At 73.5% G+C, this 23,921-nt stretch carries 28 protein-coding genes; 18 read left to right on the top strand and 10 right to left on the bottom strand.

The features are described from left to right. Positions 1-187: 187 nt before the first annotated feature. The gene (locus KME75_RS11485) at positions 188-667 is read left to right on the top strand and encodes a DUF456 domain-containing protein (RefSeq protein WP_308282705.1); all 480 of its coding nucleotides are present in this window, start codon (positions 188-190) and stop codon (positions 665-667) included. 13 nt (positions 668-680) lie between these two features. Then, on the top strand, positions 681-1,439 hold the full coding sequence (gene dapB, locus KME75_RS11480) for a 4-hydroxy-tetrahydrodipicolinate reductase (protein WP_308282704.1): 759 nt from the start codon (positions 681-683) through the stop codon (positions 1,437-1,439). Between the two features lie 237 nt (positions 1,440-1,676). Here dapB and KME75_RS11475 read toward each other — a convergent pair whose 3' ends face one another. Then, complete coding sequence (locus KME75_RS11475; RefSeq protein WP_219414582.1) at positions 1,677-2,237, bottom strand: GNAT family N-acetyltransferase; 561 nt, start codon at positions 2,235-2,237, stop codon at positions 1,677-1,679. 419 nt (positions 2,238-2,656) lie between these two features. Here KME75_RS11475 and KME75_RS11470 point away from each other — a divergent pair, with 419 nt between their 5' ends. The 3 genes from KME75_RS11470 to KME75_RS11460 all read left to right on the top strand — a co-directional run bounded on the left by KME75_RS11470 (position 2,657) and on the right by KME75_RS11460 (position 5,501). Continuing rightward, positions 2,657-3,214, top strand: coding sequence for an alpha/beta fold hydrolase (locus KME75_RS11470; RefSeq protein ID WP_246631893.1), 558 nt, complete (start codon positions 2,657-2,659; stop codon positions 3,212-3,214). A gap of 101 nt (positions 3,215-3,315) precedes the next feature. Further along, positions 3,316-4,266, top strand: a complete 951-nt coding sequence (locus KME75_RS11465; RefSeq protein WP_308282703.1) for an EamA family transporter — start codon at positions 3,316-3,318, stop codon at positions 4,264-4,266. Then, entirely contained in the window at positions 4,254-5,501 is a 1,248-nt protein-coding gene (locus KME75_RS11460; RefSeq protein WP_372452585.1) for a winged helix-turn-helix domain-containing protein, read from the top strand. Before KME75_RS11465 ends, KME75_RS11460 begins: the two co-directional genes overlap by 13 nt. Before the next feature lie 85 nt (positions 5,502-5,586). Here KME75_RS11460 and KME75_RS11455 read toward each other — a convergent pair whose 3' ends face one another. Genes KME75_RS11455 through KME75_RS11445 form a run of 3 tightly spaced genes read right to left on the bottom strand, consistent with a single transcriptional unit; the run spans position 5,587 to position 7,745 of the window. Further along, entirely contained in the window at positions 5,587-6,540 is a 954-nt protein-coding gene (locus tag KME75_RS11455) for a DUF4097 family beta strand repeat-containing protein (RefSeq protein ID WP_219414579.1), read from the bottom strand. After that, positions 6,537-7,064: a toxin-antitoxin system HicB family antitoxin gene (locus tag KME75_RS11450; protein ID WP_219414578.1), complete on the bottom strand. Its 528-nt coding sequence runs from the start codon at positions 7,062-7,064 to the stop codon at positions 6,537-6,539. Before KME75_RS11450 ends, KME75_RS11455 begins: the two co-directional genes overlap by 4 nt. A 48-nt stretch (positions 7,065-7,112) precedes the next feature. After that, positions 7,113-7,745 carry an NAD(P)-dependent oxidoreductase gene (locus KME75_RS11445; protein ID WP_308282702.1) on the bottom strand — a complete coding sequence of 211 codons (633 nt, stop codon included), beginning with the start codon at positions 7,743-7,745 and terminating at the stop codon, positions 7,113-7,115. A gap of 3 nt (positions 7,746-7,748) precedes the next feature. Between KME75_RS11445 and KME75_RS43030 the strand changes: the two genes are divergently transcribed. The 8 genes from KME75_RS43030 to KME75_RS11410 all read left to right on the top strand — a co-directional run bounded on the left by KME75_RS43030 (position 7,749) and on the right by KME75_RS11410 (position 13,446). Further along, the gene (locus KME75_RS43030) at positions 7,749-7,985 is read left to right on the top strand and encodes a winged helix-turn-helix transcriptional regulator (RefSeq protein WP_308282701.1); all 237 of its coding nucleotides are present in this window, start codon (positions 7,749-7,751) and stop codon (positions 7,983-7,985) included. Positions 7,986-7,995: 10 nt separating this feature from the next. After that, positions 7,996-8,748: an FAD-dependent thymidylate synthase gene (thyX, locus tag KME75_RS11440; RefSeq protein WP_219414576.1), complete on the top strand. Its 753-nt coding sequence runs from the start codon at positions 7,996-7,998 to the stop codon at positions 8,746-8,748. A 147-nt stretch (positions 8,749-8,895) separates the two neighbouring features. Next, positions 8,896-9,468: a DUF5753 domain-containing protein gene (locus tag KME75_RS11435; RefSeq protein ID WP_246631907.1), complete on the top strand. Its 573-nt coding sequence runs from the start codon at positions 8,896-8,898 to the stop codon at positions 9,466-9,468. 20 nt (positions 9,469-9,488) lie between these two features. Next, on the top strand, positions 9,489-9,692 hold the full coding sequence (locus tag KME75_RS11430; RefSeq protein ID WP_219414574.1) for a DUF397 domain-containing protein: 204 nt from the start codon (positions 9,489-9,491) through the stop codon (positions 9,690-9,692). A 49-nt stretch (positions 9,693-9,741) separates the two neighbouring features. Then, the gene (gene dapA, locus KME75_RS11425) at positions 9,742-10,740 is read left to right on the top strand and encodes a 4-hydroxy-tetrahydrodipicolinate synthase (protein ID WP_219414573.1); all 999 of its coding nucleotides are present in this window, start codon (positions 9,742-9,744) and stop codon (positions 10,738-10,740) included. 213 nt (positions 10,741-10,953) lie between these two features. Then, positions 10,954-12,627, top strand: coding sequence for a ribonuclease J (locus tag KME75_RS11420; protein ID WP_219414587.1), 1,674 nt, complete (start codon positions 10,954-10,956; stop codon positions 12,625-12,627). A 27-nt stretch (positions 12,628-12,654) separates the two neighbouring features. Next, the gene (locus KME75_RS11415; protein ID WP_219414572.1) at positions 12,655-13,086 is read left to right on the top strand and encodes an SgcJ/EcaC family oxidoreductase; all 432 of its coding nucleotides are present in this window, start codon (positions 12,655-12,657) and stop codon (positions 13,084-13,086) included. Positions 13,087-13,119: 33 nt separating this feature from the next. Further along, positions 13,120-13,446 carry a YbjQ family protein gene (locus KME75_RS11410; RefSeq protein WP_219414571.1) on the top strand — a complete coding sequence of 109 codons (327 nt, stop codon included), beginning with the start codon at positions 13,120-13,122 and terminating at the stop codon, positions 13,444-13,446. A gap of 14 nt (positions 13,447-13,460) precedes the next feature. Here KME75_RS11410 and KME75_RS43025 read toward each other — a convergent pair whose 3' ends face one another. From KME75_RS43025 to lat, 4 genes are all read right to left on the bottom strand, one after another. After that, positions 13,461-13,661, bottom strand: coding sequence for a dihydrofolate reductase family protein (locus KME75_RS43025; protein ID WP_246631890.1), 201 nt, complete (start codon positions 13,659-13,661; stop codon positions 13,461-13,463). Then, the gene (locus KME75_RS43020; RefSeq protein WP_246631889.1) at positions 13,661-13,843 is read right to left on the bottom strand and encodes a dihydrofolate reductase family protein; all 183 of its coding nucleotides are present in this window, start codon (positions 13,841-13,843) and stop codon (positions 13,661-13,663) included. The genes KME75_RS43025 and KME75_RS43020 overlap by 1 nt, the downstream gene beginning before the upstream one ends. A 102-nt stretch (positions 13,844-13,945) precedes the next feature. After that, positions 13,946-15,499: an aldehyde dehydrogenase family protein gene (locus KME75_RS11400; protein ID WP_308282700.1), complete on the bottom strand. Its 1,554-nt coding sequence runs from the start codon at positions 15,497-15,499 to the stop codon at positions 13,946-13,948. After that, a complete protein-coding gene (lat, locus tag KME75_RS11395; protein ID WP_219414570.1) occupies positions 15,496-16,797 on the bottom strand; it encodes an L-lysine 6-transaminase in 1,302 nt (433 codons plus the stop codon). The genes KME75_RS11400 and lat overlap by 4 nt, the downstream gene beginning before the upstream one ends. A gap of 83 nt (positions 16,798-16,880) precedes the next feature. Here lat and KME75_RS11390 point away from each other — a divergent pair, with 83 nt between their 5' ends. The 5 genes from KME75_RS11390 (at position 16,881) to KME75_RS11370 (ending at position 22,414) form a co-directional block, all read left to right on the top strand. Continuing rightward, positions 16,881-17,321 carry an Lrp/AsnC family transcriptional regulator gene (locus KME75_RS11390; RefSeq protein WP_219414569.1) on the top strand — a complete coding sequence of 147 codons (441 nt, stop codon included), beginning with the start codon at positions 16,881-16,883 and terminating at the stop codon, positions 17,319-17,321. Positions 17,322-17,471: 150 nt separating this feature from the next. Further along, positions 17,472-20,021 (top strand): DNA translocase FtsK, encoded by a 2,550-nt coding sequence (locus KME75_RS11385; RefSeq protein WP_219414568.1) that lies wholly within the window; start codon positions 17,472-17,474, stop codon positions 20,019-20,021. Next, positions 19,948-20,703, top strand: a complete 756-nt coding sequence (locus KME75_RS11380) for an SDR family NAD(P)-dependent oxidoreductase (protein WP_246631888.1) — start codon at positions 19,948-19,950, stop codon at positions 20,701-20,703. The genes KME75_RS11385 and KME75_RS11380 overlap by 74 nt, the downstream gene beginning before the upstream one ends. A gap of 10 nt (positions 20,704-20,713) precedes the next feature. Continuing rightward, positions 20,714-21,697 (top strand): GlxA family transcriptional regulator, encoded by a 984-nt coding sequence (locus tag KME75_RS11375; RefSeq protein ID WP_308282699.1) that lies wholly within the window; start codon positions 20,714-20,716, stop codon positions 21,695-21,697. An 87-nt stretch (positions 21,698-21,784) separates the two neighbouring features. Continuing rightward, the gene (locus tag KME75_RS11370) at positions 21,785-22,414 is read left to right on the top strand and encodes an isochorismatase family protein (RefSeq protein ID WP_308282698.1); all 630 of its coding nucleotides are present in this window, start codon (positions 21,785-21,787) and stop codon (positions 22,412-22,414) included. A 29-nt stretch (positions 22,415-22,443) separates the two neighbouring features. Here KME75_RS11370 and KME75_RS11365 read toward each other — a convergent pair whose 3' ends face one another. Together KME75_RS11365 and KME75_RS11360 are read right to left on the bottom strand one after the other, a co-directional pair. Beyond that, complete coding sequence (locus KME75_RS11365; RefSeq protein ID WP_219414565.1) at positions 22,444-23,295, bottom strand: helix-turn-helix domain-containing protein; 852 nt, start codon at positions 23,293-23,295, stop codon at positions 22,444-22,446. Between the two features lie 100 nt (positions 23,296-23,395). Beyond that, complete coding sequence (locus KME75_RS11360) at positions 23,396-23,893, bottom strand: amino-acid N-acetyltransferase (RefSeq protein WP_219414564.1); 498 nt, start codon at positions 23,891-23,893, stop codon at positions 23,396-23,398. Positions 23,894-23,921 lie beyond the last annotated feature (28 nt).

Genomic DNA, 23,921 nt, shown 5'->3' with positions numbered 1-23,921 from the left:
CTCCGCCGCCACGACAGCCCCGACCGTCGCCGCGACCGCCACCTCAAGGCACTCCAAGACCTCGGATACGAGGTCACACTCGCCAAGGCCTCATAGGCTGCGGTCGATTCTCCTGACAGCCACTTTCACGCAACCAGCTGGCATGAAAGTGGCTTTGCTGCAATCCGGGGCGTGCCATGATCGGGACGTGGTCGTCGAGACGCTGATCGCCGCGGCGCTGGTCCTCGCCGGCATCGTCGGGGTCGTGGTGCCGGTGCTGCCCGGGCTGCTCCTCGTGGTGGCCGGCGTGGCGGTGTGGGCGGTGCCCCGCGGCGACACGGTCGGTTGGACGGTGCTCGCCGTTGCCGTGGCGATCGTCGTGCTCGGCAGCGTGGCAAAGTACCTGCTGCCCGGCCGGCGGCTGCGCGACTCCGGGGTGCCGGGGCGCACGATCGCGCTCGGAGCGGTCCTCGGGGTGCTCGGCTTCTTCGTGATCCCGGTGGCGGGGCTGTTCGTCGGGTTCGTGCTCGGCGTCTACCTCGCGGAGCTGGCCCGGCTCGGCGGGAGCGAGCGGGCGTGGCCGTCCACCCGGCAGGCGCTCACGGCCGTCGGCTGGAGCATCCTGATCGAGCTCGCCACCGGCCTGCTCGCCGCGGCGGTGTGGCTCGGGGCCGTCGTGTTCGCCTGATTAGTCTGCGCGCGTGACTGCGAACGGGATCCGGGTCGGCGTGCTGGGTGCGCAGGGGCGCATGGGCCAGGAGGTGTGCCGCGCGGTGGAGGCCGCGCCGGACCTGACACTCGTCGCGCAGGTCGACGAGGCCGACTCCCGCACCGAGCTGGTCGACGCGGGTGCGCAGGTGGCGGTGGACTTCACCCACCCCGGCGCCGTGCTCGACAACCTGCAGTTCTGCCTCGACCACGACATCGCCGCCGTCGTCGGCACGAGCGGCTTCGACGACGCGCGGCTCGCCGACGTTCGCGCCAGGCTCGAGCGCCGCCCGGGACACGTGCTGGTCGCCCCCAACTTCGGGATCGGCGCGGTGCTCGCGATGCAGTTCGCGCGGCAGGCGGCGCCGTACTTCTCGTCCGTCGAGGTGATCGAACTGCACCACGCCAACAAGGTCGACGCGCCCTCGGGCACCGCCGTGCACACCGCGTCCCTCGTCGCGGCGGCGCGGGCCGAGGCCGGGGCGGGGGCCGTCCCGGACGCCACGACCACCGAGCTGCCCGGTGCGCGCGGTGCCGACGTCGACGGCATCCGGGTGCACTCGGTGCGGCTGCCCGGCCTCGTGGCGCACCAGGAGGTGCTGCTGGGCACGCCGGGGGAGGCCCTGACGATCCGGCACGACTCGTTCGACCGTGCCTCGTTCATGCCCGGTGTGCTCATGGCGGTGCGGGCGGTGCGGGAGCGGCCGGGACTCACCGTCGGCCTGGAGTCACTGCTCGGCCTCGGCGGCTGACGGGGCCGGTTCCAGGAGCCCGCGCCGAGCACGGGGGCGGTGCGGGTGCCCTCCGTCGGGGCGCTCCTCGGCCGTGATCAAGGCGTGGATGTCGCTGCTGTATCGGTTCGGGGCGACAGTAGCGCCTTGATCGGCGGGGGTGAGGCGTCGTCGGGTCTGCGTCCGCTTGCCAGCGGGCCGAGTCGGGCGGGCTGCGCCACGTCGAGGTCCGCGACGCCTGGTCGGCGGGGCCGGTACCTACTCCTGCAGCTTGAGGTCCAGGGAGCCGGTCACGCGCACCTCGCGCAGCTCGCCGTCGCCGGTGTCGAGCACCCGCACCGTCCCGTCGGGCTCCCAGCCCGCCCGTGCGTAGAACCCACGTGATGCGGCGTCGGCTTCGGGCACCCAGGCGAGGCCGTAGATCGCGCCGGCGCCGCGCAGGGCGGCCGCGGCGGCGGCCAGCAGTCGCCCGCCGTGTCCGCGCCGTCCCCACCGGGGCTCCACGAGCAGTGTGCCCACCTCCCCCCACGCCTCCGGGCCCAGCGTCACGTCCACGGGGCCGGTGACGCCCTCCGGGGCCACGGCGGGGGCGGCCGCGCAGAAGCCCACCGTCCACGTCCCTTCGAGTGCGACGAGCACGTGCCCGGTGCCGGCCTCGACCGCCGACGTCCAGGCCTGCTGCGCCGCCTCGCCGCGCAGGTGCGCGATGGCGGCGGCCGGGACGAGCCCGGAGTAGGCGGTCTCCCAGGTGTCGGCCTGGATGCGCGCGATCTCGGCGACATCGGCGGGGGTGGCGGGACGGACGCCGGCGGTGGCCATGCCCGGCATTGAATCCCACCGCCCGCGCCCGCCCTGCTGCGGGCCGGTGGAGGCACCCCGGCACGGCGCCGGTCGAGGGCAGCCGCACGTTGGATCACGAAACCGAGCGGTGCCGGCGCGCCGAGCGGGGAACGCGACGGCGTCACGAGGGCACGAGGTGCCGCGCAGCGAGTGGGCGATCGAGCGACGGACGACTGCGTCGTCAGCCCGATCGGAAGCTGACCGGGCGCCGGGAGGGTTCGACACGTGCTCGCCCGCAGTAGGTTTCCGGCGTGGCTACGTTCGTGTTGGTCCACAGCCCCCTGGTCGGGCCGCGCAGCTGGCTCCCGGTCGCCGAGCAGTTGGGTGCGCGGGATCTGCGGACCGTCGTTCCGTCGCTGCTCGGTGCTCTCGCGTCGCCGGCGCCGCGGTATCCGGCGTTGGCCGGCGCCGTGCACGCCGCTCTTGCAGACCATCCGGACGACGACACGGTGATCCTCGTCGTGCACAGCGGCGCGGGTGCCCTGGTGCCGTCCATCGTCGATGGGCACGCCTCGCCGGTGCGCGCCATCGTGTTCGTCGACGCCACGCTGCCCTACCCCGGGCGGCGGTGGCTGGCCACCGTTCCCGCCGAGATGCGCGCTCGGCTGCGCGCACTCGCGGACGCGGACGGCGTGCTCCCCCGTTGGCATGAATGGTTCCCGGCGGACGTCGTTCGCGACCTGCTGCCCGACCCGACGACCCGTGCCGCCTTCTGCGCCGAGATCCCCCGGTTGCCGTTGGCCTACTTCGAAGAGACCGCACCGGTGGTCGACGCCTGGGTGGATCAACCGTGCGGGTATCTCCAGCTCTCGGCCGCCTACGATGACGCGGCGGCCGAGGCCCGACGTCGGGCTTGGCCGGTCGCCCGCCATGACGGACACCACCTGAGCGCCGTGACGGAGCCCGCTGCCGTGGCGGAGGCGATCCTTGCCATGGCGAATCGCTTGCAGAACTGAGCACCTGCAGCTCGGCCGCGATCACTGGTGACGAACGGGGCGATGCACGGCACACGGATCGAGCCCGACAGCACGTCGTTCGCCATGGCAACGTTCATCGGGTGGAAGTTGCTGCCGCCCCTCGTCCTCCCGCGATCGCCTGGGTCGCGCTCGGGGTCGTGTACGTCCTGTGGGGGTCCACCTACCTGGCCAACCGCTACATCATCACGGACGTCCCGCCGCTGTTCGCCAGCGGCGCGCGGTTCCTGGTCGGTGGCGCGCTGCTCGCCGTGGTCGTGCTCGCGGTCGCCGGGAGGCGCGCGTTCGCCATGACGTGGGCGCAGTTCGGCACCACCGCGCTGTCCGGGCTGCTGCTGCCGGCCTGGGGCAACGGGCTGGTCACGGTGGCGCAGCAGCACGTGGCGTCCGGCCTCGCGGCGCTGCTGATCGCCTCGGTGCCGCTGCACATCGTCCTGCTGCGCGCCGTCACCGGCGACCGGCCCCGGCGGGCCACGCTGGTCGGGGTCGGCGTGGGGGTGGCGGGCCTCGCGCTGCTGCTGCTCGCCGGCGCGTCCGGGGGGTCGGGGGCTGTGTTCGGCAACGCCTGGTGGGGGCCCTGGCTCGTGTTGCTGGCCGGGCTGGGCTGGGCCACGGGGACGTTCGCCACCACCCGCCTCCCCGCCCCGGCCAACCCGTTCGCGCTGGCCGCCGTCCAGATGCTCGTGGGCGGGGTCATCCTCATGGGCGGCAGCCTCGCGGCGGGGGACCGGCCCGACCTCTCGGCGGTCGGCCCGTCCGCGTGGTGGGCGTGGGCCTACATGGCGGTGGTCGTCTCGCTCGGGGCGTTCAGCGCGTATGCGTTCGCGCTCGCGTCGCTGCCGGTCTCGACGGTCGCCACCTACGCCTACGTCAACCCGGTGATCGCGGTGCTGCTCGGGGTGCTGGTGGCCGGCGAGCGGTTCTCCGCGACCCAGCTGGCGGGCGGCGGGGTCGTCCTGCTGGCGGTGGTGCTGGTGATCGCGGCGGAGCGGCCCCGAAACCGTCGGACGGAGCTGGCAGCATCCCGGTTGTGACCGCTCCGTCCGCCGTCGACACCCTCGGACCCGCCGCGGCGCGCCGGGCCGCGCTCGCCGCGCAGGGTTTCGCCGACCCGCTCCCCACCGGCCCCGTCACGCGCCGCCACCTGGTGCGCACGCTGCACCGGATCCGCCTGCTGCAGCTCGATTCGGTCAACGTCGCCGTCCGGGCGCACTACATGCCGCTGTTCAGCAGGCTCGGTACCTACGAGCCCGCGCTGGTCGACGACGCCGCGTGGGCCCACTCGGGCCGCAAGCCCCGGCTGCTGGTCGAGTACTGGGCGCACGAGGCGAGCCTGCTGCCCGTCGAGGACTGGCCGCTGGTGCGCTCCGGGGCGAAGCGGGAGGGCTGGTGGCGGCACTACGGGTCACTGGTCGATCGGCATCCCGGGCTCGTCGGCGACGTGCTGGCGGCGGTCAAGGAGCTGGGCCCGGTCGGCGCCGGCACGCTCGAGGCGGCGCTGGGCGGGCCGGCCCGCCCGCGACCGCCGGGCGCGTCCTGGTGGGAGCGGTCCGACGTCAAGCGGATCTGCGAGTACCTGTTCGGGATCGGAGTGCTCACCACGGGCACCCGCCGCCACTTCCAGCGCCTGTACGACCTGCCCGAGCGGGTGCTCCCGCCGCACGTGCTGGCCGCGCCGGCGCTGTCGGAGGAGGAGGCGGCCAGGGCGCTGATCCGGCGCTCGGCGTCGGCGCTGGCGGTGGCCACCGAGCCGGACCTGCGCGACTACTACCGCCTCGGCCCCACCCGCAGCCGCCGCGCGGTGGCCGAGCTGGTGGAGGCGGGCGAGCTGGAACCGGTGCAGGTGCGCGGCTGGCGCCATCTCGCCTACCGCGTGCCCGGCGCCCGGGTGCCGAGGCGCGTCACCGGACGCGCGCTGCTCGCCCCGTTCGACCCGCTGATCTGGGCACGCGACCGCACCGAGCGTCTCTTCGGCTTCCGCTACCGCATCGAGATCTACGTGCCCGAGCCGAAGCGGGAGTACGGCTACTACGTGTTCCCGTTCCTGCTCGACGGCGAGCTGGTGGCCCGTGTCGATCTCAAGGCCGACCGCAAGGCGGGAGTGCTCCGGGTGCCCGGCGCGTTCGCGGAGTCCGGCGTCGAGGTGCCACGTGTGGCCGCGGAGTTGGCGGGGGCCCTGCGGGAGATGGCCGGCTGGCTCGAGCTCGACGGGGTGGTGGTCGGTGAGCGGGGCGACCTCGCCGCCCCGCTCACCACCGCCCTGCCCTGACCGCACCGTGCACACCCGCCGGCGGCGGTGCACACGTCCGGCGGCGTGCACGGCCGACGCGGGGTGTGCACGGCCGTGCGCGGCGTCAGGCCGCCGCGCGCGTGACCAGCACGTCGCCGCTGCCGGTGCGGCCGCTCACGTGCAGGGCCGGGGCGTGCTCGGGCGCCACGGTGGTCACCTCCAGCTCGCTGCGCGCACGGCCGGAGCCGCACGACAGGTCGAGCTCCGCCCCCACACCCGGGTGCACGCCGATCCGCAGCGCTCCGGAGCCGCTCGTGAGCTCCACACGGCCGCTGCGCGCGTCGGCGATCGTCACGTCGCCCGAGCCCGTGCGCACGCCGAGGTCGCCCGCGACCTCCCCGACGCGGACATCGCCGCTGCTGGCCTTGATCTCCGACGGAGCGGCCACGGCCGCCACGGACACCGTGCCCGACCCGGTGCGCACCTTCGCGCGCCCACCGATCGGGCCGAGCTCGATGTCGCCGGAGCCCGTGGCTGCGTCGGCGTCACCGTCGACCGCACCCACCGCGATCCGGCCGGACCCGGTCTTGACCCGGGCCCACCCCGCGCGACCCGTCACCGTCACTTCGCCCGCCCCGGTGCGGGCGGCCAGGCGCGACCCGGCCGGCGCCGACACCGTGACGGCGAGCGGCACCACCCGCAGCGGCAGCTCCTCGGACGAGCGCACCACGAGCCGCCGCGCGGTCTCCGACCAGCTGATCTCCGCGGCGCGGACGGCCTGGGCCGCGAGCTCGCCGGCGTCCCCGCCCCCGCCGGACCCACCGGTGGCGCCGCCCAGCCAGTTGATGATGCCGCTGAGCCCCTGGCTCCAGCTGTTGCCCGCCGAGGGGTCGTGGCGCACCTCCACGCGCACCTCGTTGCCGCCGACCTGCTCGTCCAGGTGCACCCGGATCCGCCCGACGTCGAGGGTCAGCTCCAGCTCCGCGGGGCCGTCCACCGGCCAGCTCTGCTGGCGCACCACTTCGGTGCCCCCGTCGCCGCCGGCGTCGTCCTTGGCGAAGTCCACCACGTCGTTCACCCCTCCACCCATCCCCGCAGGCGCCGCCCCTCGCGGTCGCCCGTCCAGTCGTCGCGCCTGCTGTGGCGGCGTCCCTGGCTGCCCCCGGTCAGCGCGCCCTGCACGGCCTGCGCCACCCAGGAGTTCAGCGAGACGCCCTGCGCCGCCGCCGCCTGCTCGGCCTGGTTCTTGATCTGCTCGACGAGCCGCAGCGTGATGCGGCTGATGTCGCCGGTGTCGGCACCCCCGAAGCCGCGGAACGGCGGCGCCGGGGGAGCCTCGGCGGACGGCCGCTCCGCCGCCGGGTCGGGCGAGACCGCGACGCGGACGTCGCGGCCGTCGAGGCGCACCTCGACCACGCGGTCCCCGAGTGCGGCGGTGACCTCCGCCGCGAGGTCGGAGAGGGCGTTCATGATCGCCAGCCGCGCGGCCGGTTCGACGGCGGCGCCGAGCAGACCCGCGATGCGCTGCGTCTGCTCGTCGCCGGCCGCCGCGGCCGAGGAGAGGTCCTCCCGCAGCTGCGTGACGTACTGGCTCAGGTCCATGGCATCACTGTGGCGTCATTCGTGACGTCAGTCAAGCATCTCGTGGTGTCATCCGACGGCGACGAGCTCCCGGTGGTGCTCCGGGGTCTCGATCTCGTCGACGAGCGCGACGGCGAGATCGGCGTAGGGGAACGTCCGCGGTGGGACCTCGGGGGGCAGTACGCGGTGGTCGCCCAGCCGGTACCGGCCGGTGCGCGGCGCCCCGTCGTCGAGGACCTCGGGCGGCGGGGCGAGCACCAACCAGTCGAGGATGCTGTCGCGCAGCACCTCCAGCTCGGCCCCGTGGCCCACGGAGAACGCCCGGTACTCCGCCGGGAACTCCGGGGCGTCGTGCACGGCCATCCCCGGCGCGGCCCCGAGCGTGGTGCCCACGCCGACGAGCACCAGCCGCCGCACATCCGCTCGGCCCAGGCCGTCGACGAGCGCCCGGGCCGCGGTGACGAAGAACTCGCGCGCCGGCACGTCGGTGCGCGCGACGGCACTGATCGCGGCGTCCTGCCGCGCCGCTGCCGCGGCCACGCTCTCGGCCACCGTGGCGTCACCGGCGACGACGGTGACGCCGTCGGCGGCGAGGTCCGGATGCCGCGCCGGGTCGCGCACGACCGCCGTGACCTGGTGCCCGCGGCGCACCGCCTCGGTCACCGTCCGCCTGCCCGCGCGTCCGCCCGCGCCGAAGATCACAAGGTGATCACCGCGTCGCTGCGCGCGATGGAGCGCGACGGGATGCTCACGCGCACCGTGCACGCCGAGATCCCGCCGCACGTCGAGTACGAGCTCACCGCGCTCGGCCGCACGCTGCTGGAGCCGCTCGCCGCACAGTGCGCATGGACCAGGGCGCACCTGGCCGAGCCGGCGGAGGCCCGCGAGGCCCACCGGCGGCGGCTCATGCCTGGCGACGGTGATCCAGTCCCGGCGTTCTAGGCTCTGGGACATGCCGGAGATCGTGCCGATGAGGGTCCAGCTCGTCGCCAAGACCGAGTTCGTCGTGCCAGCGGACGTGCCGTGGAGCACCGACGCCGACGGCGGCCAGGCGCTCGCCGAGTTCGCCGGTCGCGCCTGCTACCAGTCCTGGAGCAAGCCGAACCCGCGCACCGCCACCAACGCCGGCTACCTGCGCCACATCCTCGAGGTCGGGCACCTGTCGGTGCTCGAGCACGGATCCGTGAGCTTCTACCTCACCGGCATCTCGCGGTCGCTCACCCACGAGCTGATCCGGCACCGGCACTTCTCCTACAGCCAGCTGTCACAGCGCTACGTCCCGGAGCGCGACGCGGCGATGGTCGAGCCCGACGTCGTCGCGGCCGACCCGGAGCTGCACGCCCTGTTCGCCGAGGCCGCCAAGGCGTCGGTGAAGGCCTACGAGGAGCTGCTGGAGGGGCTGGAGAAGAAGTTCGCCGACGTCCCCAACGCCACCCTGCGGCGCAAGCAGGCCCGGCAGGCGGCGCGCGCGATCCTCCCGAACGCCACCGAGACGCGGATCGTCGTCACCGGCAACTACCGCGCCTGGCGGCACTTCATCGGAATGCGCGCCACCGAGCACGCCGACGTCGAGATCCGCCAGCTGGCCGTGGAGTGCCTGCGCCAGCTGCAGCGCGAGGTGCCGAACGTGTTCGGCGACTTCGAGATCGCCGCTCTCGAGGACGGCACCGAGATCGCGTCCAGCCCGTTCGTCACGGAGGGCTGACCGCCCGCCAGGACGTGGGATTCCCAGGTTCGCCGTTCCACCTGCCACGCTGAGCACTCGACCGGAAGCGGAGAGTGGGCGTGACAATTCGGAACGGATCGGCTCACCAGGGCGGCCCGGCAGAAGGGCTGGTGGCAGGCCTACGGGCTGGGCGAGCACGCGTTCTACGTCGGCTACGAGACCGAGGCAACCCGCGTCCAGGTGTTCACCCTCGGCTACGTCCCCGGCCTGCTGCAGACCGCCGACTACGCCCGGGCCCTCTTCACGGCGGTGCCGCTGAGCCGCACGGCCGAGCAGCTGGACAACGAGGTCACGGTACGCATGATCCGCCAGGAGCGGTTGACCTCGCCCGACGATCCGCTGCAGCTGGCGGCCGTGATCGACGAGTCGGTGCTGCACCGACCCGTCGGTGGGTCCGACGTCCTGCACACCCAGCTGCAGCACCTGGCCGTCGCGGCGACATGGGACACCGTGACCCTGCAGGTGCTTCCGATCGCCGCGGGGGCGCACGAAGCGCTCGCGTCCGGGCTCGTCGTGCTGCACTTCGGCGACCTCGGTGAACCGGACATGGCCTACGTCGAGCACGCCCTCGGCGCTCTCGTCCTGGACAAGGAGCGCGACGCCGAGCGGGCTAGACTCGCGTTCGGGCGGCTGCAGTCCGGTGCGCTGAGCCCGGCCGAGTCGCTCGCGCTGATCCGGCGGCTGGCCGGGGCAACCTGACGCAGGACGAGGAGGGCGCCGTGGATCTCGCCGATGCCCAGTGGCGCAAGAGCAGCTTCAGCGGCGGCAACCAGGGCGACTGTGTCGAGGTCGCCTTCCTCGCCGACAACACCGTCGCCGTGCGCGACACCAAGGACCGCGCTGTCCCCGCCCACCGTTACCCCGGCGCCGCCTGGGATGCGTTCATCGCGGGTGTGCGGGCGGGGGAGTTCGAGCGGCGCTGAACCGGTTGCGCCCCCGACGGCCGTCGGTGCGGGGCGGTACCGTCACCCCATGAGTCCCACCCCCGCTGGATCGCGCCCGAAGGGTCGTCCGTTCGGCCGGGTGCTGACCGCCATGGTCACGCCCTTCGACGCCGACGGGCGCCTCGACCTCGCCAAGGCCGAGGAACTCGCCGCCCACCTGGTCGACCTGGGCAACGACGGGCTGGTCGTCAACGGCACCACGGGGGAGGGCCCCACCACCAGCGACACGGAGAAGGCCGAGCTCGTCCGCGCGGTGGTGAACGCCGTGGGCGACCGGGCCACGGTGGTCGCCGGGGCCGGCACCTACGACACCGCGCACAGCATCCACCTGGCCCGCGCCGCGGAGAAGGCGGGCGCCCACGGGCTGCTGCTCGTCACGCCGTACTACTCGCGGCCGCCGCAGTCCGGCCTGGTGCTGCACTTCACCGCGATCGCCGACGCCACCGACCTGCCGGTGATGCTCTACGACATCCCGCCGCGCAGCGTCATCCCGATCGAGGTGGAGACGCTCCAGCGGCTGGCGGAGCATCCGCGCATCCTGGCCGTGAAGGATGCTCGCAACGACCTGCGCGTCGGCACGGAAGTGCTCGCCACCACCACACTCGCCTACTACTCCGGCGACGACCCGGTGAACCTGCCGTGGCTCTCGGTCGGGGCGGTCGGCTTCGTCAGCGTGATCGGGCACGTGGTGGCCAACCGGCTGCGCGAGATGCTCGACGCCTACGAGGCCGGCGAGGTCGAGCGGGCGAAGGCCCTGCACTACGCCACGCTGCCGGTGATCCGCGCGATGGGCCGCGTCGGCGGGGTGGTGTTCGCCAAGACGGCGCTGCGCCTGCGCGGCATCGACGTCGGCGAGCCGCGCCTGCCGCTGCCCCCGGCCACCCAGGAGCAGGTCGCCGCCATCGCGGGCGATCTCGGCACGGCCGGCATCGCGCTCGACCCGGAGGCGCCGCGCGGCGAACGCGGGCACGGCGCCCTCGGCTCCCGCACCGCCACCGATCTCGGTGCCGAAGTGGCCTACCGATGACCAGGCGCATCTCACGTCCCGCGCTCGCCTGAGGAGCGCGACCCCGACCCCAGGCGCTCCAGGCGCCGCTTCCCCCAGCACTGCGAGGAACTTCCGTTGAGTCGCCCACCCGCACGGTCCGACCGTTCCCGGTCCGACCGCCGTTCCCGGCCGCCGCGGCGCGGCCAGCAGCGTCCCGCCCCGGCCCCGCCCGAGGAGGTCAACCGCGCCGAGCTGCCGGCCGGCCCGCCCCCGCCGCTCCCGGAGGGCGGGCTGCGCGTGGTGGCGCTGGGCGGCATCGGCGAGATCGGCCGCAACATGACCGTGTTCGAGTACGACGGCCGGCTGCTCGTCGTCGACTGCGGCGTGCTGTTCCCGGCGGAGGACTCCCCGGGCGTCGACCTGATCCTGCCCGACTTCCGCGCCATCGAGCACCGCCTCGACGACATCGACGCGCTCGTGCTCACCCACGGCCACGAGGACCACATCGGCGCCGTGCCGTTCCTGCTCCGGCTGCGCCCCGACCTGCCGATCGTCGGGTCGCGGTTCACGCTCGCGCTGGTCGCCGCCAAGTGCAAGGAGCACCGGCTCACCCCGCACCTGCTCGAGGTGAAGGAGGGCACCACCCTGCAGCACGGCGCCTTCTCCTGCGAGTACTTCGCGGTCAACCACTCCATCCCGGACGCGCTGGCCGTGGCCATCCGCACCCCGGCGGGCCTGGTGCTGCACACCGGCGACATCAAGCTCGACCAGCTCCCGCTCGACGGGCGGCTCACCGACCTCGCCGGGTTCTCCCGGCTCGGCGACGAGGGCGTCGACCTGGCACTGGTCGACTCCACGAACGCCGACGTGCCCGGCTTCGTCGTCGCCGAACGCGAGATCGGCCCGGTGCTCGACGGGGTGTTCCACCGCTCACCGGCGCGGATCATCGTGGCCTGCTTCGCCAGCCACGTGCACCGGGTGCAGCAGGTGCTCGACGCCGCGGCCGCGCACGGCCGCAAGGTGTGCCTCGTCGGCCGGTCCATGGTCCGCAACATGGGCCTGGCCGCCGAGCTGGGCTTCCTCACCGTGCCCGACGGGCTGCTGGTGGAGCTCGACGAGGCCATGGAGCTGCCCGACGACGAGCTCGTCCTCGTCTCCACAGGCTCGCAGGGCGAGCCGCTGTCGGCGCTGGCCCGGATGGCCCGCGGCGACCACCGCTCGGTCCGGATCCAGGCCGAGGACACGATCATCCTGGCCAGCTCGCTGATCCCGGGCAACGAGACCGCCGTCTTCGCCGTGATCAACGGGCTCACCCGGCTCGGCGCGTCCGTCGTGCACCAGGGCACCGCGAAGGTGCACGTGTCCGGGCACTCGCCTGCCGGGGAGCTGCTGTTCCTCTACAACGCCGTGCGCCCGAGCAACGTCATGCCGGTGCACGGCGAGTGGCGGCACCTGCGGTCCAACGCGGCGCTCGCCGTGCAGACCGGGGTGCCGGAGGACGCGGTCGTGCTGGCCGAGGACGGCGTCGTCGTCGACCTCGTCGACGGCCGGGCGTCGATCAGCGGTCGCGTCGAGGTGGGGCGGGTGTACGTCGACGGGCTCGCGGTCGGCGACATCGGCGAGAGCACCCTCGGCGACCGGCTCGTGCTCGGCGAGGGCGGGTTCATCTCGATCACGGTGGCCGTCGACACGCACACCGGGCGCGCCATGTCGCGTCCCACGCTGTCGGGCCGCGGGTTCTCCGACGACCCCAAGGCGCTCGACGCGGTGCTCCCGCTGGTGGAGGACGAGCTCTCGCGCACGGAGGCCGAGGGCATCACCGACACGCACCGGATCGCGCAGTCGGTGCGCCGCGTGGTGGGGAAGTGGGTGGGCGAGACCTACCGGCGCCGCCCGATGATCGTGCCCACGGTGATCGCGGTCTGACTCCTTGACCTGAAGCCGGGTCGAGGTATGACAGCGCCCCGCATCGAGGACACCTCCACCGACCACGCCGCCGACGTCGAGGCGATCCGCCGCGTGATCGCCGACATCGAGAAGGGCTTCAACACCGGCGACGCCGAGCTGCTCGTGGAGCACTTCACCCAGAACGCCACGGCGGTCGCCGTCTCGGGTGCGCAGCTCGACGGGCGCGACGCGTTGCTCGCGTTCAGCCGCACGGCGCTCGCCGGGCCGCTGCGCGGGCAACGCGCCCGCTACGAGCTCGCCGACGTGCAGTTCGTGCGCCCGGACGTCGCGGTGGCGCACAAGCACGCCCAGGCGCTCGACGAGGCGGGCGAGCCGGCGGACGTCGGGCACGCGATGAGCGCGCTGTACGTGCTCGTCCGCGAGGGCGGGCGGTGGTGGGTGGTGGCCCGCCAGAAAACGCTCGTGTCGCGGCCCTGACGCCGATCGCCGTGCCCGGGCAGAGTGGACGTCGTGCTGATCTCCACGATGAACGACCTGCCCGGGTACCGCATCGACAAGGTCCACGGCGAGGTGTTCGGGCTGACCGTCCGGTCCCGCCACATCGGGTCGCAGCTCGGTGCCGCCTTCAAGTCGCTGGCCGGCGGCGAGCTGCGGGGGATGACCAAGAACCTCGAGGCGAGCCGCTGGGAGGCGGTCGACCGGCTCAGCCGGGCGGCCGAGGCGCTCGGCGCCAACGCGGTGGTCGCCATGCGCTTCGACACCACGGAGATGGGCGACACCTGGAGCGAGGTGTGCGCCTACGGCACGGCGTGCACCGTCACCGAGCTCGACGGCTGAGCGCGCCGCCCCCGTCAGGCGGGGCGGCGCCGGTAGCGCAGGAGCACGCTGCCTCCGTCGAAGGCCCGCGACTCGACCAGCTCCATGCCGATCCGCTCCTGCGGGCTGCGGAACAGCGGCTTCCCCCCGCCCAGGACGACCGGGTGCACGACGATGTGCCACTCGTCGATCAAGCCGAGCCCCGTGAGGGTGGCCGGGAGGCGGGAACCGCCCATCAGCAGGAGGTCCTTGCCGGGGCCCACACCACGCGCCCGTACAGGATGGTGTCGGCGCGGTCGGTCAGCGCGTGGGAGTAGTCCGAGAGGTCCGCCTTCATCACCGGCCAGTCGAACTCGCCGTTCGGGCCGTCGATGTGGCCGTCGACCGACGTGTGGACGAAGTGGATGACGTTGCGCATGGCGTTCCTCCTCTGCGAGCGCCCGGGAGGCCGTTCCTCCCGGGCGCTCGCAGGCAGGTCGGACCCGCTCACGCGTTAACGACACCACCCGGCGAAGAACTTTCAGCCGGGGAGGCGGAACCCGATGTCGGCGGGCAGCTGCGCGGTGTCCATCTGCGCCTTCTGGAGCTTGCCCGCGTAGTCCCAGTTCATCGACTGCCAACGCGTGAACTGGTCCAGCACCCAGATCCCCGACTGGCGACTCCCGTTGCCCGAGCGGCCGTTGCCGCCGAACGGCAGGTGCGCCTCCGCGCCCGACGTCGAGTTGTTCACGCTGACCATGCCGGCGCTCACCCGCTCGCGGAACCGGAACGCGTGGACCGGCGTGGAGGTGTAGATCGACGCGGACAGCCCGTACCCGTGCCCGTTCGCGAGCGCCACCGCCTCGTCGAACGTCTCGAACCGCGCGACCCCGACGAGGGGCCCAAAGGTCTCGGTGTTCGCGAGGGCGTCCTCGGCGCACACGCCGTCGACGATCGTCGGGTGGGCGTAGAGCCCCCCGTCGCCGGTGAACTCCCCACGCGGGTTCGCCGCCGTGATCCGGCCGGTGCCCGTGGAGCCGTGCAGCGTGTGGTGGGGCTGCACGAGGTCCAGGTGGCGCTCGAACGCGTCCAGGAAGCGCTGCGAGATCATCGGCCCGAAGAGGACGTCCTCGCGGGCCGGGTCGCCGATCACCGCTCCGCGGGCGGCGGCGTCGAACCGGCGCAGGAACTCTCCGTGCACCGACGCGTGGACGATCGTCGTCCCCAGCGAGGTGCAGCGCTGCCCGGCCGTGCCGAACCCGGAGAACAGCGCGCCCTCGACGGCCAGGTCGAGGTCGGCGTCCGGCATGACGACGAGGGGGTTCTTGCCGCCCAGCTCCAGGCACGGGGTCTGCAGGTGGCGGCCGGCGAGCTCGCCGATCCGGGTGCCGACCGCCGACGACCCGGTGAACCCGATCTTGTCGACGAGCCCGGCGTCGAGCGCCTCGGAGAGCCCGTCGAACGTGGCCGGGCCGTCGGCGAGCACGGTGTTCAGCACGCCGTCGGGCAGCCCGCCGCGCACGAACAGCTCGGTGAAGGCCTCCGCGATCGCCGGGGTGTACTCGGCGGGCTTCCAGACGACGGCGTTGCCGCACAGCAGCGCCGGCACCAGGTACCAGGACGGCACCGCCACCGGGAAGTTGCCCGCCGTCACGATCGTGGCGACGCCGACCGGCACCCGGAACGTGAACAGCTGCTTGTCGGGCATCTCGCTGGGCACCGTCTGGCCGTACAACCGGCGGCCCTCGCCCGCGAAGAACGCCGCGGTGTCGATGACCTCCTGTACCTCGCCGCGGGCCTCGGCGATCGGCTTGCCGATCTCGCGCGTGACCAGCGCGGCCAGCGCCTCCTTGTTGGCCTCGACGAGGCGCCCGATCTGCTCGACGACCCGGCCACGGACGGGCGCCGGGACCGCCGCCCACTCGCGCTGGGCCTCGCGCGCGGTGCGGCACGCCTCCACGACGGTGCCCGCGTCGCCGAGCAGCGCCTCCGCCACCGTCTCGTCCGTGCGCGCCGGGTTCACGGAGGTGAACCGGCCGCCGGGCGCGTCGTCGCGCCACTTGCCGCCGATGAACGCGCCGACCCGCCGGGTCACGCCGCCACCGCCCGGGTGATCGCCGCGACGGCCAGGTCCAGCTCGTCCTCACCGATGGTCAGGGCGGGGCGCAGCCGGATCGAGCGCTCGCCGCCGCCGAGCACGAGCACCTGCTCGTCGCGGTGCAGGCGCTGCAGCGCGGCGGCCCGGTGGACGGCCGACGGGAGGTCGAAGGCGACGAACAGCCCGCGCCCGCGGACGTTGTCGATGCCCGGCACCGCGCCGAGACCGTCGAGCAGCCGCTTGCCCAACACCCCCGCCCGCTCGATCAGGCCGTCGGCCTCGATGACCTCGAGGTAGCGGCGGGAGCGGACCATGTCGGTGAGCCCGCCACCCCACGTCGAGTTGATCCGCGAGGAGACCCGGAAGACGTTGTCGGGCACCTCGTCCACCCGGCCACCCGCCATGATCCCGCAGACCTGCACCTTCTTGCCGAACGCCACGATGTCGGGCTGCACGCCCAGCTGCTGGTAGGCCCACGCGGTGCCGGTCATGCCGCAGCCGGTCTGCACCTCGTCGAGCACGAACAGGGCGTCGTGGGAGTGGCACAGCGCTTGCATCGCCTGCAGGAACTCCGGGCGCAGGTGGTTGTCGCCGCCCTCGCCCTGGATCGGCTCGGCGATGAAGCACGCGATGTCGTGCGGGTGCGCGGCGAACGCGGCGCGGGCCTGCTCCAGCGCGCGGGCCTCCGCGGCCTCCACCTCGGCCAGGTGCGCGTCCAGGGGGAACCGGATCGCCGGGACGTCGATGCGCGGCCAGTCGAACGTGGGGAAGCGCGCGGTCTTGATCGGGTCGGTGTTGGTGAGCGAGAGCGTGTAGCCGCTGCGGCCGTGGAACGCCTTGCGCAGGTGCAGCACCTTCGTGCCGAGCTCGGCCGGCCGCCCGTGCAGGGCGTTGTGCTGCCGCTTCCAGTCGAACGCCGTCTTCAGCGCGTTCTCCACCGCGAGCGCCCCGCCCTCGACGAGGAACAGGTGCGGCAGCGCCGGGTCGCCGAGCACCCGCTCGAAGGTCTCCACGAACGCGGCCATGTGCGTGGTGTAGATGTCGGAGTTCGACGGCTTGTTCACCGCGACCTCACCCAGCTCGGCCCGGAACGCCGCGTCGTCGGCCAGCGCCGGATGGTTCATGCCCAGCGGGGCGGAGGCGAAGAAGCTGAACAGGTCGAGGTGGCGCGTGCCGTTGCGGGCGTCGACGAGCCAGGACCCGCGGCTGGCGCGGGTGTCCAGCACGAGGTCGAACCCGTCCACCAGCAGGTGTCGGCGCAGCGTCTCATGAACGCGATCCGGGGTGACGGTCATGGGAATCAGTGTCGGGGCGGTGATCGTCGCCGCACACGACGCCGAGCGTCGGTGTTCCCCGGCGAACTGCCACGATGTGCGCCGTGCCACCGACGGATCGTCAGCTCGACGAGCTGGACCTCGCCCTGCTGGCGCACCTGGTCGCCGACGCCCGCGCGACGATGGCCGACCTCGGGCGCAGCGTCGGGCTGTCCCGCACGGCCGTGCTCGCGCGGGTCCAGCGCCTCGAACGGGCCGGGGTGATCCGCGGCTACCGGGCCGACGTCGTGCTGCCCGGCGACGCCGCCGCCCACCGCGCACGGGTCGGGATCGTGATCCGCACCGCGGACGTCGCCGGGTACGTCCGGCGGCTCGGCGTGCTGCCCGGCGTCACCGACATCGAGACGGTGACGGGGGAGTACGACGTGATGGTGCTGGTCACCGCGCCGAGCGCCGGCGAGCTCGACGCCGTGCTGGACGGGATCCAGGGCTGGCGCGAGACCGTGCGCACCACGACGTGGGTGGTGCTGACGCGATACCGGTGACGCCTCCCGCGGGCCCGTTGCAGCAAAGCCACTTTCACGCAACGTGCCTGCAGGAAAGTGGCTTTGCTGCAGTTCGGTCGGCCCCCGGCCACCGCGGCCGGGGTGCGTCGGAGTCCGAGTGGATCGCCCGTGCCCGATACCGTGTGACGCATGGCAGGACGCGGGACGACAGCGAACAGCAAGGGCAGTACGTCGCGGTCCCCCCGTGGAACCGGTCGCAAGCCCGCGGCCGGCTCCACGGCCCGCAAGTCGTCGAGCGCCCGCCGCCCCGCCGCGCGGAAGTCGCCGCCGCAGCGCAACCCGGACCTGCTCGACAAGGGGATCGACGGCGTCGGGCGCGGCATCGGCAGGCTCGGCAAGTCGGTGGGCCGCGCCGTCGGGCGCACGCGCGAGCTCGACCCCGCCCACCGCCGCGACGGCCTCGGTGTGGCGTTCCTCGTCCTCGCCGTCGTCAGCGCGGCCGGGATCTGGTGGGAGGCCGGCGGACCGGTCGGGCAGTGGATCTCCGGCGCCGTCGGTGCGGTGATCGGGCTCGGCGCCGTGGTGCTGCCGGTGCTGCTGCTGGTGGTCGGCATCGCGCTGATGGCCACGCAGGCGCACCCGGAGGCGCGGCCCCGGGTGGCCGTCGGGTCGCTGCTGCTCCTGCTCGGCGTGCTCGGGATCGTTCACCTCGTCGCGGGCTCACCGGACGAGCCCGCGCTCTGGTACACCGGCGGCGGAGCGCTCGGCTATCTCGCCGCCACCCCGCTCGCCAGCGGGCTGACGCCGTGGGTGGCGGTGCCCGTGCTGGTGCTCCTGTCGTTCTACGCGTTCCTCGTGCTCACCGGCACGCCGGTGCGGCAGCTGCCCAACCGGTTCCGCAGGCTCGCCGGCCGTCCCGTCCCGGAGGCCGAGGGCGACCCCGCGGACGCCGCGGCGCCCGCCGAGGACCCGATCACCGACTCGCCGCCGACCGCACTGCGCCGGCCGTCGCGCCGCCGGCAGGCCTCGCGCGTGGCGGACGTCTACCGGGACGGCCTCGACGAGGTCCCTGCCGAGCAGCCGGACGGAGCGGCGGCTGAGGCGCCCCCCGCAGACGCGCCCGCGCGCAAGCCGCGCAAGCCCGCGGCCCCGGTGCCCGCCACCCCGCCGGCCGAACCGGAGCCGGAGGGCGCCGTCGGCGAGCAGCTGCGCCTCACCGTGCAGGAACGCGATGGCGACACGCCCTACAAGCTCCCGCCCAGCGACCTGCTGCCCACCGGGCCCGCGCCGAAGACCCGCAGCCGCGCCAACGACGCGATGATCGAGTCGATCAGCGGCGTGCTCGAGCAGTTCAACGTGGACGCGCAGGTCACCGGCTTCACCCGAGGTCCGACCGTCACGCGCTACGAGATCGAGCTGGGCCCGGCCGTGAAGGTCGAGAAGATCACCCAGCTGCAGCGCAACATCTCCTACGCCGTCGCCACCGACAACGTGCGGCTGCTCGCGCCCATCCCGGGCAAGTCGGCAGTCGGCATCGAGGTGCCCAACACCGACCGCGAGATGGTGCGGCTCGGCGACGTGCTGCGCTCGAACGCCGCCCGCACCGAGCAGCACCCCCTCGTGATCGGGCTCGGCAAGGACATCGAAGGGCACTTCCTCGTCGCCAACCTGGCGAAGATGCCGCATCTGCTGGTGGCGGGCTCCACCGGTTCCGGTAAGTCGAGCTTCGTCAACTCGATGCTGGTGTCGCTGCTGTCGCGCGCCACGCCCGACGAGGTCCGGATGATCCTCATCGACCCGAAGATGGTGGAGCTCACCCCGTACGAGGGCATCCCGCACCTCATCACGCCGATCATCACGCAGCCCAAGAAGGCCGCGTCGGCGCTCGCGTGGCTGGTCGAGGAGATGGAGCAGCGCTACCAGGACATGCAGGCCAACCGGGTGCGCCACGTCGACGACTTCAACCGCAAGGTGCGCTCGGGGGAGATCACCACTCCGCCGGGGAGCGAGCGCGAGTACCGGCCGTACCCGTACATACTGTGCATCGTCGACGAGCTCGCCGACCTGATGATGACCGCACCGCGCGACGTGGAGGACGCGGTCGTGCGGATCACGCAGAAGGCCCGCGCGGCCGGCATCCACCTCGTGCTCGCCACCCAGCGCCCGTCCGTGGACGTGGTGACGGGCCTGATCAAGACGAACGTCCCGTCGCGGCTGGCGTTCGCGACGTCGTCGCTCACCGACTCGCGGGTCATCCTCGACCAGCCCGGCGCCGAGAAGCTGATCGGCATGGGCGACGGGCTCTACCTGCCGATGGGGGCGGGCAAGCCGGTCCGCATGCAGGGGGCGTTCGTCGGCGACGACGAGATCTCCCAGGTCGTCTCCTTCACCAAGGAGCAGGCCGAGCCGACCTACACCGAAGGCGTCACGGTCCAGAAGCAGGGCGAGGCCAAGGAGATCGACCCGGACATCGGCGACGACCTCGACGTGCTGCTGCAGGCGGCCGAGCTGGTCGTCACGTCGCAGTTCGGGTCCACGTCGATGCTCCAGCGCAAGCTGCGCGTCGGGTTCGCGAAGGCCGGCAGGCTGATGGACCTGCTCGAGACGCGCGGCATCGTCGGGCCGTCGGAGGGGTCGAAGGCGCGCGACGTGCTGATCAAGCCCGATGAGCTGGAGAGCGTGCTCTGGCTCATCCGCGGGGGCGGTGGGCCCGAGCCGGACGGCGACGACGAGGGCTGAGCGGCCGAGCGCGCCCGGTTCGGCGGCGTTGCGGTCAGTGGTCCGGGCCGGGCCGGGTGGACGGGCCGGTGGCCGAGGCAGGGCGCAGCGCGGCGAACGCCCGGTCGAGCAGCCGGGATCGATCGGCGCGGCCGCCCGTGCGCAGCCACTCCCGCGACACCGTGTCCAGGGCGGCGACCGCGGCGTGGGTGATCAGATCCGCGGTGAACGCGTCCAACGCGCCGTCCGAACGCTCGATGTCGTCCTCGTGGGTCGCGACCCGGAGCGTGCGGCAGCAGCGGCCGCCGAGCTGCGAAGGGAGCCGGGCGCACGCGAGGTGGATGCGCTCACCGCGGACGTGACCCGGCAGGCTGACCTGCGCAGGATCGCCGAGGAAGTCGGAGGCCGGTGCGACCGGCTCGATGTCTTGATCAACAACGCCGGGCGGATCCGCATCGCCGAGCTTCACGGTCAACTGGCAGCAGATGCTGTCGCGCGGCGTGCCGGTCGTCGGGTCGACGATCGAGATCACCCTCGACGTGCAGGGCGTCCTGCAGGGCTGACGGCCCGCGTGCGCCGGCCTGTCGCAGCAGGTCGGCGACAGCGGGGAGGTGAGTTCGTCCGAGCTCGCGACACGACGAAGCCGGTTGAACGGCCGGATGTGACAGAGAGCCGTCATTGCCGCCATGAGGTGTCGCCGTGACGATGGAGGCGTGCCCACCCCCCACCGTGTCGTCATCGCGGTCTTCCCGGATGTCGACCTGCTCGACGTCACCGGTCCGGCCGAGGTCTTCGCCCTGGCCAACCGGGAGAGCGGTGGCCGGGCGGCCTACGAGGTCCGCCTGGCAGGCCCCGACGCAGGCCCGGTCGTCACGTCGGCCGGAGTGCGCCTGATGGCGGACCTGGCCTTCGCCGACGTGGGCGCGGCAGTGGACACACTGCTCGTGCCCGGCGCGGTGGACCTGCACCCGGACGGCCCGGTGGCCCGGGTCGACGACACCGTGGTGAAGTGGGTCGAAACCACGGCGCCCCACGCGCGGCGGATCGCGTCGGTATGTGTGGGCGCGCACCTGCTCGCGGCGGCCGGGCTGCTGGACGGGCGGCGGGCGACCACGCACTGGTCGACCGCTGCGCAGCTCGCGGCGGAGCACCCGCAGGTGGGGGTCGATGCCGACCCGATCTTCGTCCGCTCCGGCCGGGTGTGGACCGGCGCGGGCATCAGCACCTGCATCGATCTGGCGCTCGCCCTGGTGGCCGAGGACCACGGCGAGGAGCCGGCCCTGGCCGTGGCCCGGCAGCTGGTGATGTACCTCAGGCGGCAGGGCGGCCAGAGCCAGTTCAGCGTGCCGCTGAGCCGGCCCGCCTCGGCCCGCAGGGACATCGACGAGCTGCGCGTGTTCGTCACCGAGCACCTCGACGACGATCTCTCAGTGCCTGTGCTGGCCGGGCGCATGTGCCTGAGCGAGCGCCATTTCGCCCGGGTCTTCCGCCAGGAGACCGGCACCAGCCCGGCCGCCTACGTGGAAGCCGCCCGCGTCGAAGCAGCCCGCCGCCTGCTGGAGACCACCGACCAGCCACTGGAGCAGATCGCGGCAACTGTCGGGATGGGCTCGGTGGAAACACTGCACCGCGCCTTCCGCAAACAGATCAGTACCACCCCGGCCTCCTATCGCCGCCGCTTCCGCACCGTTTCCTGACCCCTCTGGCCTGTGAGCCCCCGGCAACTGCGGCCTCGCCGTGCCTGTTTCCCATCCGACAGGAACCTTCCACCCATGGATGCCTCCGTGAGCCTGCGTGACGTCATCGGCCTCGACAACACGCTGCCCCGCCTCAGCGAGACCACCTTGATCATGATCGATTTCCAGAACACCTACCGCACGGGCGTCATGGCCCTCGACGGCGCGGAGCCCGCCCTGGCCGCCGGGGCCCGCCTGCTCGCCGCCGCCCGCTCGGTCGGCACACCGGTCATCCACATCATCAACGATGGGGGCGAGGGCACCCCTTACGACATCCGCGCCGAGATCGGCGCCATCAGCCCCGAGGTGGCGCCTGCCGACGGCGAGCCGGCCGTGGTGAAGCAGTTCCCCGACTCCTTCCACCGCACCGAGCTGGAGCAGGCCCTGCGTGACCTGGATGCCGGACCCGACCTGGTGCTGGCCGGGTTCATGACCCACATGTGCGTCACCTTCACCGCCCAGGGCGCCTTCAATGTGGGCTACCGGCCCACCGTCGTCGCCGAAGCGACCGCCACCCGCTCCCTGGTGGCACCCGACGGCAGCACCGTGCCCGCCGCCACCCTCCAGGCAGGAAGCTTGACCACCATCGCCGATCTCTTCGGCACCGTGGCCCCCCACGGTCGAACACCTCACCGTCTGACCGACCGGCCAGGGTGGCGGCCCCGGCCGGCCGGATGAGGGTTCGGGAGCGTTCGCGCGGGTGGCGGTCAGGACCCGGTGCGCTCGGCGAGCCAGGCGGTGGCGGGGATGCCGGCGAGGTCGCGGAAGTCGCGGGACAGGTGCGGCTGGTCGACGTAGCCCGCGTCGGCGGCCACCTCGGCGAGCGAGGGCCGCTGGGGGCTCCGTAGCCGGTCGCAGGCCCGCTCGAAGCGGATGAGGCGTGCCGCCGCCTTCGGGCTCAGGCCCGTCTCGGCGCGGAACTTCTCACCCAGGTGCCGACGGCTCCAGCCGACCTCGTGCGCCAGCTCGGTGATCCGCAGGTTGCCGCCGGTCTCCTCGAGCCGGTCCCAGGCGTACCCGACCTCGGGCAGCACCCCGCGCTCGCCGCGCCCGGCCGCGGCCAGGGCCGTCAGCTCCGCGTCCAGCAGGGCGAAGCGCTCCGCCCACCCGGGTGCGCTGGCCAGCCGGTCGAGCAGCGGGCCGGTGCGAGGCCCGAGCAGGGCGGCCAGGTCGACGGTGTCGCCGGCGAGCTCCGCGGCCGGCACCCCGAGCAGGGCCCGCGCGCCGCGCCAGGTCAGCCGCAGCTGCAGCCCGGTCTGACGGTCGCCCTGGGCGATCCGGGCCGGGGCGTCGTGCAGCCCGCCGACCATCGCGACGAACGTGCCGGGTGGCTTGTGCGGATCCGCGTTGGACAGGATCTCGACCGCGCCGTCGAGGCACAGCAGGAACGTCAGGTGCGGCGAGGCGACGCCCTGGTGGACCGACGGCGGAGCCGCCTCGAGCCGGTAGCCGGTGTAGGCGCTGACGTACGGGAGCAGCGGGGTGGCCGGGAGGCGCCCGCGCAGCCGAGGCTCCCCGGGGACGGGGACGTCGCGAGCGTCGACCACCGGCGCGGCCATGGGCGCAGGCTACGCGCGCTGCCGGGCCCGCTGCAGCAAAGCCACTTTCCTGCAACGTCGTTGCGTGAAAGTGGCTTTGCTGCAAGCCGATCCGGCGGCCCTACAGCTGCAGCAGCATCCGCACGTTGCCGAGGGTGTTGGGCTTCACGTGGGCGAGATCGAGGAACTCCGCAACGCCCGCGTCGTAGGAGCGCAGCATCGCGGCGAACACATCCGGCTCCACAGGGGTGCCGTCGATCTCGGCGAACCCGTGCCGGGCGAAGAACTGCTTCTCGAACGTCAGCACGAACAGCCGGCGCAGGCCCAGCTCGCGGGCGCCGTCGATCAGCGCGCCGACGAGCGCGTGCCCCACCCCGCGCCCGACGGCGCGCGGATGCACGGCGACGGTGCGGATCTCGCCGAGGTCCTCCCACAGCACGTGCAGTGCGCCGCAGCCGACGACCTCGCCGTCCAGCTCGGCGACGAGGAACTCCGGCACGGCCTCGTACAGGGTGACGATCTCCTTCGCGAGCAGCACGCGCCCCGCGTACTCGTCGACGAGGTCCTTGATCGTCACGACGTCGGCGGTGCGGGCCCGCCGGACGGCCACCGTTGCCACGCCGGGGAGTACACCACAGCCGGACAGA

The sequence above is a fragment of the Pseudonocardia nigra genome (assembly GCF_019396355.1).
Lineage (GTDB): Bacteria > Actinomycetota > Actinomycetes > Mycobacteriales > Pseudonocardiaceae > Pseudonocardia > Pseudonocardia nigra.
This window is presented reverse-complemented; position numbering and strand designations above follow the sequence as displayed.